The organism is Cystobacter fuscus DSM 2262 (genome assembly GCF_000335475.2).
GTDB classification, from domain to species: Bacteria; Myxococcota; Myxococcia; order Myxococcales; family Myxococcaceae; genus Cystobacter; species Cystobacter fuscus.
The window spans coordinates 153,210-171,530 of sequence record NZ_ANAH02000007.1; the positions used below are offsets into that span (position 1 = coordinate 153,210).

Genomic DNA, 18,321 nt, shown 5'->3' on the forward strand with positions numbered 1-18,321 from the left:
CGTGGCCGCGCGAGCGGTATAACCACCGGGTCCGAGGAGGCGCGCGACATGACGATGACCCTGGTTGTTCCCCCGGAGATGAAGAGACTCGAGCCGTTCGAGAAGAGCCTGCGTGAGGCGGGACGGCGCTACCCGGAAGTCACCGAGGACTTTCCCTGGGGCCATCCGACGCTGAAGGTGAAGGGCAAGGCGTTCGTCTTCTTCTCGCTGAGCGAAGAGGGCCTCTCGCTGTCCGTGAAGCTGCCCCAGTCACACGGCGCGGCGCTGATGCTGCCCTTCGCCGAGCCGACCGGGTACGGGCTGGGCAAGAGCGGCTGGGTCACCGCGCGCTTCGGCGCGAAGGACACGCCTCCGGTGGAGATGCTGCGGCGGTGGCTCGACGAGAGCTACCGCGCCGTGGCGCCCAAGAAGCTGGTGGACCGGTTGACCGGAGGCACGGACACACCGGGCCCGGCCGCTCCGGCGAAGAAGGCACCCGCCGCGAAGGCCGCCGTGAAGAAGAGCGCGGCCGGCAAGGCCCCGGTGAAGAAGGCCGCCGTGAAGAAGAGCGCGGCCAGCAAGGCGCCCGTGAAGAAGGCCGCCGCGAAGAAGACGGCGGGGAAGCGGTAGCCGGCCGGGTGGACTACTTGCCCTTCATCACGCCGATGAAGGGCAGGTTGCGGTAGCGCTCGGCGTAGTCGAGGCCGTAGCCCACGACGAAGACGTCGTCGACGACGAAGCCCTTGTAGTCGATGGGGATCTTCGCGCGGGCGCGCGAGGGCTTCTCCAGGAGCGTGCACACCTTGACCGACGCCGGGTGCCGGGCGTTGAGGTTCTCGAGCAGGAAGCTCATGGTGAGCCCCGTGTCGATGATGTCCTCGATGATGAGCAGGTGCTTGCCCGCCATGGGCTTGCTCACGTCGGTGGTGATGCGCACCTCGCCCGTCGTCTCGGTGCCGCCCTGGTAGGACGACACCCCGAGGAACTCGATCGTCAGCGGCAGATCCACGTAGCGCGCCAGGTCCATGGCGAAGAACGCCGAGCCCTTGAGCACGCAGACGAGCGTGAGCTCCTTGCCCTGGTAGTCGCGGGTGATCTGCGCGCCCAGCTCGCGCACGCGCGCCTGGAGCTTCTGCTCATCGATGTGGATGCCGACGTCCTGCTCGAAGTAAGCCACGGTCCGACCTCTACACGTACGCGTTGTTCATGATCTCCCCGAAGCCGCCGCCACCGGGGACGATGTACTGGTGATCATCCAACCCCCGCTCCTTCTCCCACAACTCCCCGGGCACCGTGCCGAACACTTCCGGAGGGGACAGGCCCCGGTCCAGGCGCAGGGCGTACACCGTCACGTCCGGGTGCTCACGGGTGACGCGCCGCAGGAACTCGGGGGTGACGATGAGGTGGAGGCTGATGATGCGCCGGGGGGTGCCGGCCACCTGGTTCTTGTACAGGTTCACCGCGGTGCTCAGGCTGCCGCCGGTGGCGCCCATGGGGTCGGGAAACAGGAGGAACGCGTCGTCCACGTCCCCGCCCACCTTGGACCCACCGATGTGCGAGCCCACCACGACATCCCGGGCGTCCATCGTCCGACTCATCATGAGGTGATCCTGGCGCACCCGCGCGGGCTCCAGGGTGATGTTGAGCAGATCGTACGCCACCTGCGAGGGCAGCGTGCCGGCCCGGGCGATGTTGACCGTCACCGCGCGCACGGCCGGATCGAGCACCTCGCCCTGGTAGATGCCCTGGGGCGAGGAGTCGATCATCCGCGTGGCCAGCGCCACGCGCGTGCGGGGAAACTCCGCGTTGAGGACCGCCTTCACCAGGTCCGTGTAGAGCAGAGCCACCAGCCGGTTGATGTCCGGCTGGGTCGTCCCCTTCGCGCACAGCCGGGCGAGATGGGAGAGCAGGAACGGGGTGCCCACCAGGTGGACCTGGGGTCCATAGCGGTGGGGCAGCTCACTCAACTGAAAGGGGATGTGGGTGTAGAGCGGGTCGTTCATGGCGCTCGGGCCTCAGTCCTTGAACAGTCGGACCTCAGTCCTTGAACAGATCGAGCGTCTGGGGAGGCGTGGCCTCGGTGGGCTCGGCGCGGTGGCACTTGCGGCAGCGCGCCTCGTAGGCCCCGGCGGCGCCCACCACCACGCGCTCGCCCCGGTCCACGAGCCGCTGGGAGCGGTGGGCGGGATTGCCACACACCACACAGATGGCGAGCTGCTTGGTCACGTACTCGGCGACGGCGAGCAGCTGCGGCATGGGCTCGAAGGGACGGCCCTGATAGTCCTGATCCAGCCCCGCGACAATGACCCGCAGGCCACGGTGCGCCAGCGCCTCACACACGGCCACCACCTCGGAGCCGAAGAACTGCACCTCGTCGATTCCCACCACCTGGGTGCGGGGGGACAGGTGATGGAAAATTTCTTCAGCCCTCTCGATGGCCACGGAGGTCAATTTCAACTGGGAATGGCTGACCACCTGCGTCTCGTCGTAGCGGTTATCCAGCTTCGGCTTGAAGACCTGGACGGTCTGCTTGCCGTAGACGGCGCGCTTGACGCGGCGAATCAACTCCTCCGTCTTTCCGGAGAACATCGAGCCGCAGATGACCTCTATCCACCCGATGTCTTTGGGAATTTGGTACACGCGAGGGGCTCGTTCCGGGCGGTGACGACAGCGACGGCCACCTCTTTCATGACCCCCCCGGGTCGTCAACTTTCCGGGGACCCGCCCCCCAGCCCCCGGCGCCCGTGCCCCTGGCAAGCATCTTGAAAAGAAGTGCTTCGGGTTCAAACGGCGAGGTGACGGGTGGCGGCGACAGCACAGGTGCAGGGGTCGAGCTGGGCGGGTATCGAGGGGGCTTCGTTCCACATCACGCCGGCGGCGGCGCTGCTGGTGGTGCTCAACCTGCTGGACGGGCTCTTCACCCTGACGTTTTTACAGATGAACGTGGCCGAGGAACTCAATCCGCTGATGCGGGTGGCCTACATGCACTCGCCGCTGTCGTTCATGGCGGTGAAGATCACCATCGTGAGCCTGGGACTCGCCCTGCTCTGCCTGCACCGCTCCATGCAGCTGAGCCAGCGCGCCATCCAGGCGGGCGCGGCGCTCTATACGGTGATCGACATCTACCACCTGGCCTTCCTGGCGCACCTGGTCCACGAAACCGTCGCGTGACGCACATCCAGTCCTGACAGACTTGCTTTTCCAGGCCTGTCTGTTTCAGGCTTCTCCCCAGCGCTTGGATCCGAAGGGTCCTTGGGGGGACCATGAACATCACCGACGTCAAGGTATATCCGGTTGAAGAAGACAAACTGAAGGCCTACGTGACCATCACCCTGGACCATTGCTTCGTCATCCGGGACTTGAAGGTGATCCACGGAGCCTCGGGCCTGTTCATCGCCATGCCCGCCAAGCGGCGCAAGGACGGGACGTACAAGGACATCGCCCACCCGCTCAACGCGGACACCCGCACGCAGATGGAGCGTGCCATCCTCCTGGAGTACGAGCGGCACCAGCAGACGAGCATGGGAGCGATGGGCTCGTACCACCTGGAGGCCGTGGCCGACTGAGCCTGGGACTGCACGCTGGTGGTGGAAGGATCTTCCCTTCCGCCACGGGGCGCGCTAGGAGCGCGCCCCATGAGCCCGAGCGATTTCAAGGTGTTCTCCGGGAGTTCCAACCCGGCCCTGGCCCAGCGTATCTGCGACTATCTCAAGAGACCTCTAGGCAAGGCGCACGTGGGTCGCTTCTCCGACGGAGAGATCCACGTGGAGATTGGCGAGAACGTGCGCGGACTGGACATCTTCATCGTCCAGTCCACCTGCCCGCCGGCCAATGATCATCTGATGGAGCTGCTCATCATGTGCGACGCGCTCAAGCGAGCGAGCGCCGCCTCCATCAACGCCGTCATCCCGTACTACGGCTACGCCCGGCAGGATCGGAAGGTGGCGCCGCGCACGCCCATCACCGCCAAGCTGATCGCGGATCTGCTCGAGGGCGCGGGAGCCACGCGCGTGGTGTCCATGGACATGCACGCCGGGCAGATCCAGGGCTTCTTCAACATCCCCTCGGATCACCTGTACGCCTCGCCCGTCTTCCTCGAGGACGCGCGCAAGAAGTTCCCCGACGCGCAGGAGCTCGTCATCGTGTCACCGGACGCGGGCGGCGTGGAGCGGGCACGTGCCTACTCCAAGCGGCTCGGCTGCTCCCTGGCCATCGTCGACAAGCGCCGGCCCAAGCCCAACTCCTCCGAGGTGATGAACCTCATTGGCGACGTGGCGGGCAAGGACGCGATGCTCATCGACGACATGGTGGACACCGCGGGCACGCTCACCCAGGCGGCCGCCGCCCTCAAGGAGCGGGGCGCGCGCCGGGTGGTGGCCTACGCCGTCCACCCCATCCTCTCCGGTCCCGCCATCCAGCGCATCCAGGACTCGACCCTGGAAGAGGTCGTCTTCACGGACACCGTGCCCCTGTCGCCCGCGGCCGAGGCGTGCGGGAAGATCCGGGTCATCGCCACGGATCACCTCTTCGGCGAGGCCATCGCGCGCATCCACCGCGCCGACTCGCTCAGCTCGCTCTTCGTGTAGGTAGACGGAGGAGGGTCCGCTGCTTCTTCTGCCACGCGCCTTGACTCGGGGCGCGCGCGCTGGCATGTGGCGGGCACACCCTGCCGGTCCTTGCCCGAAAAGCGAGGCGCTGCTCTTGGGGCCCGCCACGGGGGCGGGATGCCAGAGGCGCCGGGACGTCGGCGGGGAACACACCGCAGTCCATACCGAGGAAATCCATGTCCATCGACAAGCGCCCGCTCGAGGTCAAGCCGCGTGAGGGTTCTGGCAAGGGCGCCGCCCGCCGCCTGCGCACCCAGGGCCTCGTGCCCGCCGTCGTCTACGGCAAGCACCTGGAGAAGCCCCTGTCCATCGCCGTCGACGCGAAGGCGGTGCGCCAGGCCATCAACACCCCGCACAAGTTCAACACCCTGCTCACGCTCACGGGCGTGGGCGGCGAGCAGCAGGTCCTCTTCAAGGACTACCAGCAGGATCCGCTCACCCGGCAGATGCTCCACGTGGACTTCATCGCCGTGCGTGAGGGCGAGCAGGTGAAGGTGAACGTGCCGCTGGTGCTCACCGGCCGCTCCGAGGGTGTCGCCGACGGCGGTCTGCTCACCCAGGCCCGCCGCGAGATCGAGGTCTACGCCAAGCCGAACGCCATCCCCGAGAAGATCGAGGTGGACGTGACGCCGCTGAAGATCAACCAGGCGCTCCACATCAACGACGTGAAGATGCCCGAGGGCGTGACGGTGAAGTCGCACGTCAACTACACCGTGGCGGTCGTCAGCGCGCCCGAGGGTGCGGTCGAGGCGGCTCCCGCGGCGGCGGCGGCGGCGGCTGGTGCGGCGGCCAAGCCCGCGGCTGGCGCGGCGGCCAAGCCCGCGGCCGGTGCGGCGGCCAAGCCCGCGGCTGGCAAGAAGTAATCCCCCTTCCCTGTCACACCCGCGGGGCCGGTCCGTCAAAAGGACTGGCCCCGTCTGTTTTGCGGAGCCTCCGCCATGAAGATCATCTGTGGACTGGGCAATCCCGGGCGCGAGTACGAGCGCCACCGGCACAACGTGGGCTTCATGGTGGTGGAGACGCTGCTGCCGCGCGCGCGCGCCGAGCTCCACCAGGAGAAGTTCCAGGCCCGCGTGGGCCAGGGCACCCTGGGGGGCGAGAAGGTCGTCTTCCTCGAGCCGCAGACCTACATGAACCTGTCGGGCCGCTCGGTGGCCGAGGCGGCGCGCTTCTACAAGGTGGCGGTGGAGGACGTGCTGGTCATCCACGACGAGCTGGACCTGGACTTCGGCCGCCTGCAGCTCAAGGCGGGGGGCGGCAGCGGGGGACACAACGGGCTCAAGAGCACGGTGTCCACCCTGGGGGCGGACAGCTTCATCCGCCTGCGCTTCGGCATCGGCAAGCCGCAGGGTCCCAATGCCAAGGAGCGGGTGGCCGGCTACGTGCTCTCCAACTTCGACGACGGGGAGCGCCGGAGGCTCGACGAGCTGCTCGCCCAGGCGGCGGACGCGGCCGAGACGTGGGTGCGGGACGGATTGGCCACGGCGATGAACCGTTACAACAAGCGGGCGCCTTGACTTCCGGGCCGGGGCGCCCTTAGAAGGCCCCCCTCTTCATCGTTCTTTTTCAAAAGCGCGAGGGTGACGGGCGCGCGGTTTCCCGTCCCCGGCGGAGGATCCCCCTTGGACCCTCCGACCGTTTCCCCGCTCCCCGGCTTCCGGGGGGCACTCAACCCCAAGGGGAGAGAAACATGGCTGAGACGCAGGCCGCCAAGCGGCTTCGTGAGTACGAGACCATCTTCCTGGTCAAGCCGGACCTCACCGACGACAACGTGGACAAGCTCAAGGAGCGCGTCCGTGGCATCGTCGGCCGTGAGGGCGGCAAGGTCATCCGCTTCACGGTGTGGGGCAAGAAGAAGACGCTCTACCCCATCGCCAAGCAGCCCCGCGCCATCTACATCCACGCCCACTACCTGGGCGGCACCAAGATGGTGGCCGAGGTGGAGCGCAACCTGCGCAACTTCGACGAGGTCACGCGCTACCTGTCCACCAAGCTGGCGGACGAGGTGGATCCCGAGAGCCGTCCGGTGCTCGAGGACGTGAAGCTCGCCGGAGATGTCGAGGAGACCCGTCCGGGCGTGGCCCCCGCGCAGGATCGCGGCGTGGTCGAGGATGCGGGCGAGGCTGAGGAGGAGAGCACCGAGGAGGCGTGAGCCCCTTGGTCCTCCACGGACCCCTACCAGAGAAGAGAGAACGCTCAATGATTGGCAACAGCGACAGGAATTCGTCCCGCGGTGGCGGCGACCGGGATCGGGACAGGGATCGGGATGGCGGCGGCCGGGGTGGCGCCGGGGGCGATGACGAGAAGCGTGGCGGTGGCCGCGGCTTTGGCCGCAAGAAGGTGTGCCGCTTCTGCGCCGAGAAGAACGCCCAGGTGGACTTCAAGGATCAGGCGACGCTGAAGTACTTCGTCACCGAGCGCGGCAAGATCATCCCCCGCCGCATCTCCGGCAACTGCGCCAAGCACCAGCGCGAGGTGGCCACGGCCATCAAGCGCGCCCGCGGCCTGGCGATGCTCCCCTACAACGCGATGGTCGGCTAGTCCCCTCGCCCGCACCAACGGAGACATTCAATGAAGGTCATTCTTCGTGAGGACGTCGCGAACCTGGGTAAGTCCGGTGAGCTCGTGACGGTGAAGGACGGCTTCGGCCGCAACTTCCTGCTGCCGCGCAAGATGGCGGTGCTCGCCACCGAGCAGAACGTGCGTCAGCTCGAGCACGAGCGCGCGGTCATCTCGGCGCGCAACGTCAAGCTCAAGGGCGCCGCCGAGGAGCAGGCCAAGAAGCTCGGCTCGGTGAAGGTCACCATCCGCCGCAAGGTGGGTGAGCAGGACAAGCTGTACGGCTCCGTCACCGTGCTGGACATCGCCGAGGCGCTCGCCGCCCAGGGCCAGTCGGTGGACCGCCGCCAGCTGCACCTGGCCGAGCCCATCAAGGCCACCGGTCAGTACGAGGTGGAGCTGCGCCTGCACCGTGAAGTGACGGCGAAGATCAAGGTCGAGGTCCAGGCGGAGGCGTAAAGCCCCCCCCTGACATCGCGTGAAGCACCGAGGGCCGTCCGGGTTCACTCCCGGGCGGCCCTCCGCTTTTTCGAGAGCGGGCACCCAGGCGTGTGTCAGGGGTGGCTGCCAGGGTTGCGCCACACGTCTGTAGCGCGGAGACTGGCCGGGACAACATGGACAACATCCTCGACATTCGGACGGGAACGCGGCGGGGCCACGAGGATCTGGCCGCCGAGCGCGCGGTGCTGGGCGCCGTGCTCGCGGACAACAGCATCTTCGCCAGCCTCGCGGAGGTGGTGAGCACGGACGACTTCGCCAGTCCCGCGCACGCCCAGATCTTCGCGGCGATGATCAAGCTGGACGGCACCAGCCGCCAGGTGGATCACCTCACCCTGGCCGAGGAACTCAAGGTGCTCGGCCAGCTCGCCGCGGTGGGCGGCCCCGCGTACCTGATGAGCCTGGACCAGGTGGTGCCCGTGCCGGGCAACGCCGTCCAGTACGCGAAGATCGTCAAGGACCAGGCCATCCGGCGGCGCCTGGCGGGCGTGGGGCGGGAGATCCAGGAACTCGCCAGCCAGGAGACGGGCGAGCTGGAGGTGCTGCTGGACGAGGCCGAGCGCAAGGTCTTCCTCCTGGCGGAGAAGAAGCGCGAGGGCGACCTGCGGCCCGTCAGCGAGCTGATGGAGCACACGCTCGATCTGCTCGACAAGATGAAGACCGCGACGACGGGCATCACCGGCCTGTCCACGGGCTACGTCGACCTGGACAACCAGCTCACGGGCCTGCACGGCGGAGAGCTCATCATCCTCGCGGCGCGTCCGGGCGTGGGCAAGACGTCCTTCGCGATGAACATCGCCACCCACGTGGCGCTCCAGGAGGATGCCAAGGCGGCGGCCATCTTCAGCCTGGAAATGCCCGCGGACCAGCTCCTCATGCGTCTGCTCGCCTCGTGCGCGCGCGTGGACATGAAGAAGCTGCGCGGAGGCCGGCTCACCCCCCACGACGAGGAGAAGTTCCAGGAGATGGCGGGCAAGCTCTACAACGCCCCCCTCTACATCGACGACTCGGGTGGCCTGTCCCCGTTCGACCTGCGCGCCAAGGCGCGGCGGCTCAAGCAGAGGGATCCCCGGCTGTCGCTCATCATCGTCGACTACCTCCAGCTCATGCACCAGAAGGGCAAGGTGGAGAGCCGCCAGCTGGAAATCTCGGAGATCTCCCGCTCCCTCAAGCAGCTCTCCAAGGAGCTGGAGGTGCCCATCATCGCCCTCTCACAGCTCAGCCGTAAGGTGGAGGAGCGCAAGGGCGGCAAGCCCATGCTCTCGGACCTGCGCGAGTCGGGCGCCATCGAGCAGGACGCCGACGTGGTGATGTTCATCCACCGCGAGGATCAGGGCGAGGGCGAGGGCGGAGGCGAGGTGCGCACGAGCAGTGCCATCCCCGTGCAGCTCGTCATCGCCAAGCAGCGCAACGGTCCCATCGGGGACATCGATCTCGTCTTCCTCGCCGAGTACACGCGCTTCGAGAGCCGCGCGCGCATGGAGTGAGGGCGGGCCGAGGCGTTCAGCGGCGCGAGTTCATCCGCTGGAACGCCTCGTCGAGCTCGTCGCGCGAGGCGCGGCGGGCCTTCTCCGCGGTGCCGTAGCCGATCTCCCGCTCACCCTGGCGCAGGCGCTCGACGATGGCGTCGGCGAACTCGTCCAGGGGAACGCCGAAGGTGTGCAGCCCGGGCCCGCCCAGGTCCGTGTTCACCGCGGGGGGAACGATCTCGATGACCTGGAGGGCCGTGTCCGCGAGCTGGTGGCGCAGGGACAGCGTGAACGAGTGCAGGGCCGCCTTCGTGGCGCAGTAGATGGGCGTGAACGCCAGCGGCGCGAACGCCAGGCCCGAGGTGACGTTGAGGAGGGCCGGGCGCGGCTGCTGGAGCAGATGCGGCACGAGGAGCGCCGACAGGTGGATGGGCGCCTCGAGGTTGATGGCGAGCTCCTGTTGGGACGCCTCCCAGTCCTCGATGTCGGAGAGCTTCAGCCGGCGCTGGATGCCCGCGTTGTTGACGAGCACGTTGAGCCGGGGAAACGCGCTCTTCACCCAGGAGGCCAGGGCGACACGCTCCTCCGCCTTCGCCACGTCACACACGCGCGTGTGCAGCGCGGGGTGGGCCCGCTGGGCCTCGCGCAGCTTGTCCTCGCGGCGGCCACAGACAATCACCTCACTGCCCGCTCGGAGGAAGCGCTCGGCGAGCGCCAGACCGATACCCGAGGCACCGCCCGTGATGAGCACCGTATTCGAGGCCATGTCCATGCGGGCCGCTCATACCACGAGCGAGACCTGGACCCGCCGCAGCCCCTTCTCGAGTTGTCGGGCCAAGGACTCGGGCGTGTCTCCGGACTCGCACCAGGCATCGATGGCCTCCAGCTCCCACTCCTCGTGGATGCCCTCCCCCTCGAAGCCGGGAATGAAGCCCTCGCGGATGGCTTGCTGCAGACCCCCGAGCGGCCCCAGGAGGACCACGTTGCCCAGGCCGAAGAGCCGCAGGGGCGTGCCACTCGTCTCCAGCGCCGCGTTCAACAGGGCCAGCACCGCGTTGAGGTTGTAGAACTCGGAGCTGTCGTGGAACGTGACGCCGTAGCGGTGTCCCCCCTGGGTGAGGCGCAGCGTGTACCGGGACGCCACGCCCCCGCCCTCCCGGTCCTCCACCCCGAAGAACGGCCCCCACCCCTCCCCCGCCATGTCTCCCTGGCCCGGCAGCACCTGGGAGAACCGGGCCCCGGCCAGCCACGGCGAGACGAGCGGCAGCAGCTCCGCCATCAAGCGTGAATGATCGACGGGGAACTCACCCGCGTCGGGCTCGAACACATACCCGCGCCCCAGCCGCATGAAGGTCTCGTCCCAGTACTCGTCGGGCCAGGAGGCGTCAGCGGCGGGAACGGCGGCGGCGGGCGGCAGTTGGAGCAGCTCGCGCAGGCGTTGTTCTTTCGGGGCCATGTCCTCTCACCATGCTCGGCCCCGCATGTCTGCCATGCAGGTCTGACAGCACGGTGGGTGGCGCGCTCAGCGCCGGTGCTCGCGCGACTTCTGCACCAGCAGCCGGAAGATGCCCGCGCTCAAGGGAATCGTCTGGAGCATCAACTCCGGGTGCCACTGCACGCCCAGCGCGAAGACGTGCTGCGGCGACTCGATGGCCTCCACCACCCCATCGGGCGCCGTCGCGCTCACCACCACCTGCTCGCCCAGCTTCGACACCGCCTGATGATGGGTGGAGTTCACCATGAGCTGACCCCGGCCGAGCGCCTCCGACAGGTGCGTGCCATCGCGCACCTCCACGGGGTGCTGCGGCTGGGTGCGGTCATGCGTCTGCTGGTGCGAATTCGCGCCGGGCACCTCGAGGCCGATGTCCTGGAACAGCGTGCCGCCCAGCACCACGTTGAGCAGCTGCATGCCCCCGCAGATGCCCAGCACCGGCATGTTGCGCTTGAGGGCCCCGCGCATCAGCGCCGTCTCGAACGCCGTGCGCGGCGGCTTCATCGGCCCCAGGCCCTCGCGCGCCGTCTCGCCATAGGCGTCCGGGGGAATGTCGAAGGCGCCTCCGGTGACCATCAGCCCGGAGATGCGGTCCAGGTAGGACTCCACGCACGCCGCGTCGTCCGAGTACGGCAGCACCAGCGGCAGCCCCCCCGCGCGCAACACCGCCTCCGGGTAGGCCGCCCTCAGCTCGTAGCTGGGGAAGACCGAATCCGGCCGGCTCGCGCTGAAGTCCGGGGTGATACCGATATTGGGCCGGCGTGGAGCCTGACCATGGGTTTTGTGCATCATACGCCTCTCCCATCGAGGCTAGCCCCCTGGGCCCCCGCGTCAAAGGCGGCGCACGGCCACCACGCCTGCTCGGATACCTGCTGCGCGTCGTCACCCGGGGGGGATGAATCTCGTGGAAGTCGGGGAGGAAGGGGGGCGTTCATCGGCTCGGGAGGGGCGGGGGGTTGAGCGGCGTTGACAGGGGGGAGCCCTGCTATAAGGTGGCGCGCCCTTTTCCAAGAGATTCCGAGGAGTTGAGCATGGCAGACGCGATGGACCCCAAGCACCTCGACAAGCGCACGGTCGAGCGCTACCTGCGCAGCGGTCAGCTGGACGAGACCTCGTACAAGCGCCACATCGAGGGCCTGCCGGACGTGGCCGAGAAGTCCGTGCCCGTGGAAACGTTGATGCAGGACGAGGACCTCGACGACGACTTCGACGACGAGGACGACGAGGACGAGGACGAGGGCGACGAGGACGCCGAAGCGAACGAGTGAGCCCATGAGCGATGAGAAGCGTGGAGAGACCTTCGTGATGAGGGGCGAGCCGAAGCCGGGCGCGCCCGAGGCCCCCATCACCTTCAGCACCTTTCTCATCGGCCTCGCCTCCAGCGCCCTCATCCACCTGGGCGAGGCCTCCAACCCGGAGACGGGCAAGGCCGAGCGGGACCTGGTGCTCGCGCGCCAGAGCCTGGATCTGCTGGGGATGCTGCAGGAGAAGACCCGCGGCAACCTCACGGGCGAGGAAAAGCAGCTCTTCGACAACCTCCTCGCCGACCTGCGCCTGCGCTTCGTGGAGGCGAACAAACGGTGACGCCCCCCGCCGCACCCGCCCCCCACAAGGGCCCCCTGCCGCGAGGCCTGCGCTTCGCGGCCTTCGTCTGTCTCGTGCTCTCCGCCTTCACGGGCTTCTTCGCCCTGAGCGAGTGCCTGGGGCTCAGCCAGCTCGAGGACCCCCGGAACGCCGCCAACTTCTCCCTCGTGGGAGACCCGGTGCTCGACACCCGCATCGCCAAGGCCCAGATCTCCGCGCTCGAGCCGCTGCGGGAGTCGCGCGCGCTCTTCCTCGGCGCCCTCTCGGTGGTGTGCTCGCTCGCCTTCGTGTCCGCCGGCCGGCTGCTGCGGCCCGACGGGCTCCCCCTGGAGCGGATGCGCCGGATGCTCGCGGGCTCCACCATCGCCGCCGCCCTGCTGCGCACCATCGACGGTGCCCAGAACGCCGTGGTCGCCCGGCGCACGGGCCCCGTCATCGCCGAGGCCCTGAAGACACTCCCCGAGTTCCAGGGCCCCACCGCCGCGTCCCTGGAGCTCGTGGCCTGGCTGCTGCCCGCCACCACCATTGCCCTCACGGCCCTCATCGCCGGCTCCTTCGCCGTGCTCGGCCAGTACTTCCAGAGTGAGCGGGTGCGTCAGGCCATCAGCCTGAGCGACGGGCACCTCGCCAACGAGGAGTAGCCCTCGGGCGGCGGGCTCAGGCGGCGATGCCGTGCAGCAGGTGCTCCAGGGACAGCTCTGGCCCCGAGTCCTGGAGACTCAACCGCGTCGGCTTCATCTGGTGCAGTTGCAGCAACAGCTCCCGCTCCACCCCGAACACCCACGCCAGGTGGCCCAGGGGCCAGCGCGCCTGCATCCGCGCGAACGCCGCGTCGTCGAACTCCCCGTCCACGCACTCGGGCAGATCCACCGTGTCGTAACACAGCCGCTCTCCGCCCACATGCTGTCCCCGGCCAAAAGCGAGCACTTCCTCGTACTCCTGGGGATCATACACGTAGGTGTGCACGGTGACACCGGTGGTGCGTGACAGGGCGCGGGCGAGCGCGTGGTGCGTGCTGTACCAGTGGGCCCCCCGGCGGCCCGCCGTGAGGGCCGAGTCCAGGGCCAGTCGGACGATCTTCCGCCGCGGGTAGACGGACAGGGAGAGCACCGTGTCCACCGGGGCGCCGTCCTCGACGAGCGCCTGCTGAGCGAGCGTCCTCAACGGCAGGCTGCCCAGCGACTCGACTCGAATGAGGTAACCGCCGTGCGATTCCAGGTGGGTGCCCCCCAGGGTGTTCGCGCGGGCATATACCTGGACCGGGTGGGGGAAGGCAACTCCCGAAGAGCCAGAAAGTCCCTGAAAAGCCCCCACGGGGCGTGAAAGGAGCTCGGACTGGCCTTCCTTGCCAAGGGGTGCGTGGCCCTTACGTTGGAGACATGCGACTCGACAAGTATACGGTGAAGGCCCAGGAGGCCATCCAGGAAGGTCAGTCTCTGGCCCGGCGTGCCGACAACCCGGACTACGAGCCGGAGCATCTCGCGGCGGCGTTGCTCGAACAGAAGGACGGCATCGTCGAGCCCCTGCTGCGCAAAATCGGCGTGGACGTGAAGCTCTTCGCGTCCCGGCTGGGCGAGGCGCTCCAGAAGCTGCCCCGCGTGCAGGGAGGCGAGAGCGCGGCCGTGCGCCAGCGTCTGGCCAAGGTTTTCGACAAGGCGGAGGACGAGGCGAAGTCCCTCAAGGATGACTTCGTCTCCAGCGAGCACCTGCTGCTCGCCCTCACGCAGGACAAGGGGAACGTGGGCGAGGTGCTCAAGTCCTCCGGCGTGACGCGCGAGCGCGTGTTGTCCAGCCTCAAGGAGGTGCGCGGTTCGGCCCGGGTGACGAGCCAGGACGCCGAGTCCACCTACCAGGCGCTGGAGAAGTACGGGCGCGATCTGACGGACGCGGCGCGCGCCGGGAAGTTGGACCCCGTCATCGGCCGCGACGAGGAGATCCGCCGCTGCATCCAGGTGCTCAGCCGGCGAACGAAGAACAACCCGGTGCTCATCGGCGAGCCGGGCGTGGGCAAGACGGCCATCGCCGAGGGGCTCGCGCGGCGCATCGTCGACGGCGACGTGCCCGAGGGACTCAAGAACAAGCGCCTGGTGACGCTGGACCTGAGCGGCATGGTGGCCGGCGCCAAGTTCCGCGGTGAGTTCGAGGAGCGCCTCAAGGCGGTGCTCAAGGAGGTGGCCGACTCGGCCGGGGAGATCATCCTCTTCATCGACGAGCTGCACACCCTGGTGGGCGCGGGCAAGGCCGAGGGCTCCATGGACGCGGGCAACATGCTCAAGCCGGCGCTCGCGCGCGGTGAGCTGCACTGCCTGGGCGCCACCACGCTCGACGAGTACCGCAAGCACATCGAGAAGGACGCGGCGCTCGAGCGGCGCTTCCAGCCGGTGATGGTGGGCGAGCCCACGGTGCACGACACCATCAGCATCCTGCGTGGCCTCAAGGAGCGCTACGAGGTGCACCACGGCGTGCGCATCCAGGACTCGGCCCTCGTGGCGGCGGCGACGCTGTCCAACCGCTACATCTCCGACCGCTTCCTGCCCGACAAGGCGATTGATCTCGTGGACGAGGCGTGCAGCCGCCTGCGCATCGAGATCGACTCCATGCCCACGGAGATCGACGACATCCGGCGCAAGATGACCCAGCTGGAGATCGAGCGCGAGGGCCTGCGCAAGGAGACGGATCCCCACTCGAAGGAGCGGCTCTCGAAGATCGAACAGGAGCTGGCCAACCTCAGCGAGAACTTCACCGCGCTCAAGGCCCATTGGGACTCGGAGAAGAAGGCCATCGCCGGCATCCGCGAGAAGAAGGAGAAGCTCGAGAAGGCCAAGAACGATCAGGCCGCGGCCGAGCGCCAGGGCGACTTCAACAAGGCCGCCGAGGTGAAGTACGGCGTCATCCCCAACCTGGAGAAGGAGATCTCCCAGGGCAACGAGCAGCTGGCCGAGCTGCAGAAGAGCCACAAGTTCCTCAAGGAGGAAGTGGACGCGGAGGACATCGCGCAGGTGGTGGCCAAGTGGACCCACATCCCCGTCTCCAAGCTCCTGGAGGGCGAGGTGCAGAAGCTCGTCCACATGGAGGACCGGCTGGCCAAGCGCGTCATCGGTCAGCGCAGCGCCATCGAGGCGGTGAGCAACGCCGTGCGCCGCGCGCGCTCGGGCCTGCAGGATCCCAACCGGCCCATCGGCTCGTTCATCTTCCTGGGCCCCACGGGCGTGGGAAAGACGGAGACGGCCAAGGCGCTCGCGGAGTTCCTCTTCGATGACGACACGGCCATGGTGCGCATCGACATGTCCGAGTACATGGAGAAGCACTCCGTGGCCCGCCTGGTGGGCGCGCCTCCGGGCTACGTCGGCTACGACGAGGGCGGCCAGCTCACCGAGGCCGTGCGCCGCCGTCCGTACACCGTCATCCTCTTCGACGAGATCGAGAAGGCCCACCCGGACGTCTTCAACATCCTGCTGCAACTGCTCGACGAGGGCCGGCTGACGGACAGCCAGGGGCGCACCGTGGACTTCAAGAACACGGTGCTCATCATGACGAGCAACATCGGCTCGCAGGCGCTGCAGGAGGGCATGGCGGGCAAGGACGAGCTGGACGAGCGCACGCGCGAGGACGTGCTGGGCATCCTGCGCCAGCACTTCCGGCCGGAGTTCCTCAACCGCGTGGATGAAATCATCCTCTTCGAGCCGCTGCGCAAGCGCGACATCCAGCGCATCGTGGACATCCAGGTGGGGCGCCTGCAGAAGCTGCTCGCGGACAAGCGGCTCACCCTGTCGCTCTCGGAGAAGGCCGCGGCGGTGCTCGCCGAGCGCGGCTACGATCCGGTGTACGGAGCGCGTCCGCTCAAGCGCGCCATCCAGAAGCACCTGATGGATCCGCTGGCGCGCAAGGTGCTCGGTGGTGACTACGCCCCCGGGGAGCACATCCTCGTGGACGCGGACCAGGACGGCCTGACCTTCGGCAAGGGCGAGGCGAAGGCGGCCTGAACCCCGGGCGCTCGTCCCGGGCGCCCTTCCCCGCCCCGCACGGTGCTCACACCGTGTGGGGCGGAGCCGTTTCTAGCCCTTGACGGCGCCCGCCATGAGGCCGGAGACGATGCTGCGCTGGAAGATGAGCACCAGGACGATGAGCGGCGTCGTCACGATGACGGACGCCGCCATGATGAGGCCCCAGGGCGACTCGTACTGGCTGGCGCCGCTCATCAGCGCGATGGCCACCGGCACCGTGCGCGCGCTTTGATCCAGCGTGAACGTCAGGGCGAAGAGGAACTCGTTCCACGCCGCGATGAAGGCGAGCAGGCCCGTCGTCACCAGCGCCGGACGCAGCAGCGGCAGGAAGACGTGCATGCAGACGACCCAGGGCGTGGCACCATCCACCACCGCCGCCTCCTCCAGCTCCTTGGGCAGTTCACGCATGAACGTCGTCAACACCCACACGGTGAACGGCAGCGTGAAGAGCATGTAGGACAGCGTCAGTCCGGACAGCTTGTTGTACAGCCCCAGGGCGCGGATGAGTTCGAACATGCCGGAGAGCACCGCGATCTGCGGGAACATCGACACGCCGAGGATCATCAGCATGAGCGGGACACGCCCCCGGAAGCGGATGCGCGCCAGGGCGAAGGCGGCGGTGATCGCCAGGATGAGCGACACGATCACCACCGAGCTGGCCACCAGCACCGAGTTGAGCAGGTTGCGGCCAAAGGGCTGCTCGGTGAAGACCGCGACGTAGTTGTGCCACGCCGGCTTCGTGGGCCACCACTGCACCTGGAAGAGCGCGCTGCCCTCCTTGAGCGACGACACCACCGCCCAATAGTAGGGAAAGAGCGTGTAGACGGTGATGGCCGTCACCAACACGCCGAACGAGATCCGCTTCAACCACACCAGGGCCTGGCTCATGCGGCCTCCTGAATCACCGAGTTGCGATTCACCAGCATGTAGATGATGGTGAACAGCGCGATGAGCCCGAAGAGCAGCGTCGCCGCCGCGGCCCCCACGCCCAGATCCTGGAACTCGAACATCTGCTGCCGGGCATAGACGGCCATGGACATGGACTCGCTGCTGTTGCTGGTGAGCACGTAGAACAGATCGAACACCCGCAGGGCGTCCAGCACACGGAAGATGATGGCCACCAGCATCGGCCCCCGGATGAGCGGCAGGGTGATCTGGAAGAAGACGAGCACCGGGTGGGCCCCATCCAACCGCGCCGCCTCGTAGAGCTCGTCCGGCAGCATCTGCAGCGCCGCGAGCAGGAGCAGCGTCATGAACGGCGTCGTCTTCCACACGTCCACCGCGATGATGGCGACCATGGACAGGTTGGGATCCACCGTCCAGGCGATGGGCTCGGAGATCAATCCGACGTACAGAAGCATCTCGTTGATGACGCCGTACTGGTCGTTCAACATCCACCCCCACATCTTCGCGGACACCACCGTGGGAATGGCCCAGGGAACGAGCACTGCCGCCCGCAGCACGCCCCGGCCCCGGAAGCGGCTGTTGAGCGTGAGCGCGATGATCATCCCCAGCGCCGTCTCCAGTGTCACGGAGACCCCGGTGAACAGGAACGTGTTGCGCACCGAGCGCCACCAGTCCGGATCCTCCATCACCACGACGAAGTTCTCCAGGCCGACGAACTCGGGCGGCTCGCTGCTGCCGAGGTTCGCGTTGGTGAAGGCGAACCAGAAGGTCCGAAAGAGAGGCCACCCCGCAACTCCCGCCAACACGACGAGCGTGGGCAACAGGAACAGCCACGCCGCCCGCACGCGCTGCCGGGCCAACATCGAGCCCGGGCTCGGCGCGGAGCCCTCGGAGGATGGATGGGTTGCTGCCTTTGTGCCGCTGTCCGCCATACTCAACGCGTCCCCTCGTGGTTCATCAATGCGTTACAAGTCAAGAATTCATCCATGTCGTTCCCACCGCGGCCGCCCTTCACCGCCACGGACCATAGGACTTCAAACCAATCCAGCCAAAGCCAATGGTCCGCGCCCCCACCATCTCACCCGTAGACAGTCATGAGCGCCGGACCCGCGGACTGCCGTTGGCGGGACGAGCCGAATCACTCCCTCGCACCAATGGTCTTGCTTACACGTTTCAGCCTTCGAGTCCCTGCCCAGGCCGGTACTTTCCAACAGGAAAACTGG

At 67.7% G+C, this 18,321-nt stretch carries 23 protein-coding genes; 14 read left to right on the plus strand and 9 right to left on the minus strand.

The genetic code is table 11. From position 1 onward, the window contains the following. Nucleotides 1-48: 48 nt before the first annotated feature. A complete protein-coding gene (locus tag D187_RS12890) occupies nt 49-609 on the plus strand; it encodes an MmcQ/YjbR family DNA-binding protein (RefSeq protein WP_002627412.1) in 561 nt (186 codons plus the stop codon). A 13-nt stretch (nt 610-622) separates the two neighbouring features. Here the strand turns inward: D187_RS12890 and hpt are convergent, their stop codons facing one another. Genes hpt through D187_RS12905 form a run of 3 tightly spaced genes read right to left on the minus strand, consistent with a single transcriptional unit; the run spans nt 623 to nt 2,619 of the window. Further along, on the minus strand, nt 623-1,156 hold the full coding sequence (gene hpt / locus D187_RS12895; protein WP_002627413.1) for a hypoxanthine phosphoribosyltransferase: 534 nt from the start codon (nt 1,154-1,156) through the stop codon (nt 623-625). Nucleotides 1,157-1,166: 10 nt separating this feature from the next. Continuing rightward, a complete protein-coding gene (locus D187_RS12900; protein WP_002627414.1) occupies nt 1,167-1,982 on the minus strand; it encodes a uracil phosphoribosyltransferase in 816 nt (271 codons plus the stop codon). A gap of 34 nt (nt 1,983-2,016) precedes the next feature. Further along, entirely contained in the window at nt 2,017-2,619 is a 603-nt protein-coding gene (locus D187_RS12905) for a thymidine kinase (RefSeq protein WP_002627415.1), read from the minus strand. 162 nt (nt 2,620-2,781) lie between these two features. On the opposite strand from D187_RS12905, the gene D187_RS12910 reads away from it, so the two are divergent. The 9 genes from D187_RS12910 to dnaB all read left to right on the plus strand — a co-directional run bounded on the left by D187_RS12910 (nt 2,782) and on the right by dnaB (nt 9,130). After that, nucleotides 2,782-3,150, plus strand: coding sequence for a DUF5658 family protein (locus D187_RS12910; protein ID WP_002627416.1), 369 nt, complete (start codon nt 2,782-2,784; stop codon nt 3,148-3,150). A gap of 92 nt (nt 3,151-3,242) precedes the next feature. Continuing rightward, on the plus strand, nt 3,243-3,545 hold the full coding sequence (spoVG, locus tag D187_RS12915) for a septation regulator SpoVG (protein ID WP_002627417.1): 303 nt from the start codon (nt 3,243-3,245) through the stop codon (nt 3,543-3,545). Nucleotides 3,546-3,614: 69 nt separating this feature from the next. Continuing rightward, nucleotides 3,615-4,565 (plus strand): ribose-phosphate pyrophosphokinase, encoded by a 951-nt coding sequence (locus D187_RS12920; RefSeq protein ID WP_002627418.1) that lies wholly within the window; start codon nt 3,615-3,617, stop codon nt 4,563-4,565. A gap of 203 nt (nt 4,566-4,768) precedes the next feature. Further along, nucleotides 4,769-5,449: a 50S ribosomal protein L25/general stress protein Ctc gene (locus tag D187_RS12925; protein WP_438356952.1), complete on the plus strand. Its 681-nt coding sequence runs from the start codon at nt 4,769-4,771 to the stop codon at nt 5,447-5,449. Between the two features lie 75 nt (nt 5,450-5,524). Continuing rightward, a complete protein-coding gene (pth, locus tag D187_RS12930; protein WP_002621107.1) occupies nt 5,525-6,103 on the plus strand; it encodes an aminoacyl-tRNA hydrolase in 579 nt (192 codons plus the stop codon). 173 nt (nt 6,104-6,276) lie between these two features. After that, a complete protein-coding gene (gene rpsF, locus D187_RS12935) occupies nt 6,277-6,738 on the plus strand; it encodes a 30S ribosomal protein S6 (protein ID WP_002621108.1) in 462 nt (153 codons plus the stop codon). A gap of 47 nt (nt 6,739-6,785) precedes the next feature. Next, entirely contained in the window at nt 6,786-7,127 is a 342-nt protein-coding gene (rpsR, locus tag D187_RS12940; protein ID WP_002621109.1) for a 30S ribosomal protein S18, read from the plus strand. Between the two features lie 30 nt (nt 7,128-7,157). Then, nucleotides 7,158-7,604, plus strand: a complete 447-nt coding sequence (gene rplI / locus D187_RS12945; RefSeq protein WP_002621111.1) for a 50S ribosomal protein L9 — start codon at nt 7,158-7,160, stop codon at nt 7,602-7,604. A gap of 155 nt (nt 7,605-7,759) precedes the next feature. Beyond that, nucleotides 7,760-9,130: a replicative DNA helicase gene (gene dnaB, locus D187_RS12950; protein WP_002621113.1), complete on the plus strand. Its 1,371-nt coding sequence runs from the start codon at nt 7,760-7,762 to the stop codon at nt 9,128-9,130. A gap of 16 nt (nt 9,131-9,146) precedes the next feature. Here the strand turns inward: dnaB and D187_RS12955 are convergent, their stop codons facing one another. From D187_RS12955 to D187_RS12965, 3 genes are all read right to left on the minus strand, one after another. After that, entirely contained in the window at nt 9,147-9,878 is a 732-nt protein-coding gene (locus tag D187_RS12955) for an SDR family oxidoreductase (RefSeq protein WP_211241505.1), read from the minus strand. A 15-nt stretch (nt 9,879-9,893) separates the two neighbouring features. Next, nucleotides 9,894-10,568 carry a hypothetical protein gene (locus tag D187_RS12960; protein ID WP_002621115.1) on the minus strand — a complete coding sequence of 225 codons (675 nt, stop codon included), beginning with the start codon at nt 10,566-10,568 and terminating at the stop codon, nt 9,894-9,896. A gap of 66 nt (nt 10,569-10,634) precedes the next feature. Next, entirely contained in the window at nt 10,635-11,396 is a 762-nt protein-coding gene (locus D187_RS12965; protein WP_002621116.1) for a gamma-glutamyl-gamma-aminobutyrate hydrolase family protein, read from the minus strand. Between the two features lie 239 nt (nt 11,397-11,635). On the opposite strand from D187_RS12965, the gene D187_RS12970 reads away from it, so the two are divergent. The 3 genes from D187_RS12970 to D187_RS12980 are packed head-to-tail and all read left to right on the plus strand — an operon-like array spanning nt 11,636 to nt 12,829. Beyond that, nucleotides 11,636-11,872, plus strand: coding sequence for a hypothetical protein (locus D187_RS12970; RefSeq protein ID WP_002621117.1), 237 nt, complete (start codon nt 11,636-11,638; stop codon nt 11,870-11,872). A 4-nt stretch (nt 11,873-11,876) separates the two neighbouring features. Continuing rightward, nucleotides 11,877-12,188: a DUF1844 domain-containing protein gene (locus tag D187_RS12975; protein WP_002621118.1), complete on the plus strand. Its 312-nt coding sequence runs from the start codon at nt 11,877-11,879 to the stop codon at nt 12,186-12,188. Next, nucleotides 12,185-12,829 carry a hypothetical protein gene (locus tag D187_RS12980; RefSeq protein ID WP_002621119.1) on the plus strand — a complete coding sequence of 215 codons (645 nt, stop codon included), beginning with the start codon at nt 12,185-12,187 and terminating at the stop codon, nt 12,827-12,829. The genes D187_RS12975 and D187_RS12980 overlap by 4 nt, the downstream gene beginning before the upstream one ends. 16 nt (nt 12,830-12,845) lie before the next feature. On the opposite strand, the gene D187_RS12985 is transcribed toward D187_RS12980, so the two are convergent. Further along, the gene (locus tag D187_RS12985) at nt 12,846-13,352 is read right to left on the minus strand and encodes a hypothetical protein (protein WP_002621120.1); all 507 of its coding nucleotides are present in this window, start codon (nt 13,350-13,352) and stop codon (nt 12,846-12,848) included. A gap of 215 nt (nt 13,353-13,567) precedes the next feature. Here D187_RS12985 and clpB point away from each other — a divergent pair, with 215 nt between their 5' ends. Continuing rightward, complete coding sequence (clpB, locus tag D187_RS12990) at nt 13,568-16,171, plus strand: ATP-dependent chaperone ClpB (RefSeq protein ID WP_002621122.1); 2,604 nt, start codon at nt 13,568-13,570, stop codon at nt 16,169-16,171. Between the two features lie 72 nt (nt 16,172-16,243). Here the strand turns inward: clpB and D187_RS12995 are convergent, their stop codons facing one another. Together D187_RS12995 and D187_RS13000 are read right to left on the minus strand one after the other, a co-directional pair. Continuing rightward, nucleotides 16,244-17,080: a carbohydrate ABC transporter permease gene (locus D187_RS12995; protein WP_002621123.1), complete on the minus strand. Its 837-nt coding sequence runs from the start codon at nt 17,078-17,080 to the stop codon at nt 16,244-16,246. Continuing rightward, on the minus strand, nt 17,077-17,961 hold the full coding sequence (locus D187_RS13000) for a carbohydrate ABC transporter permease (protein ID WP_002621124.1): 885 nt from the start codon (nt 17,959-17,961) through the stop codon (nt 17,077-17,079). Before D187_RS13000 ends, D187_RS12995 begins: the two co-directional genes overlap by 4 nt. Nucleotides 17,962-18,321: the final 360 nt, after the last annotated feature.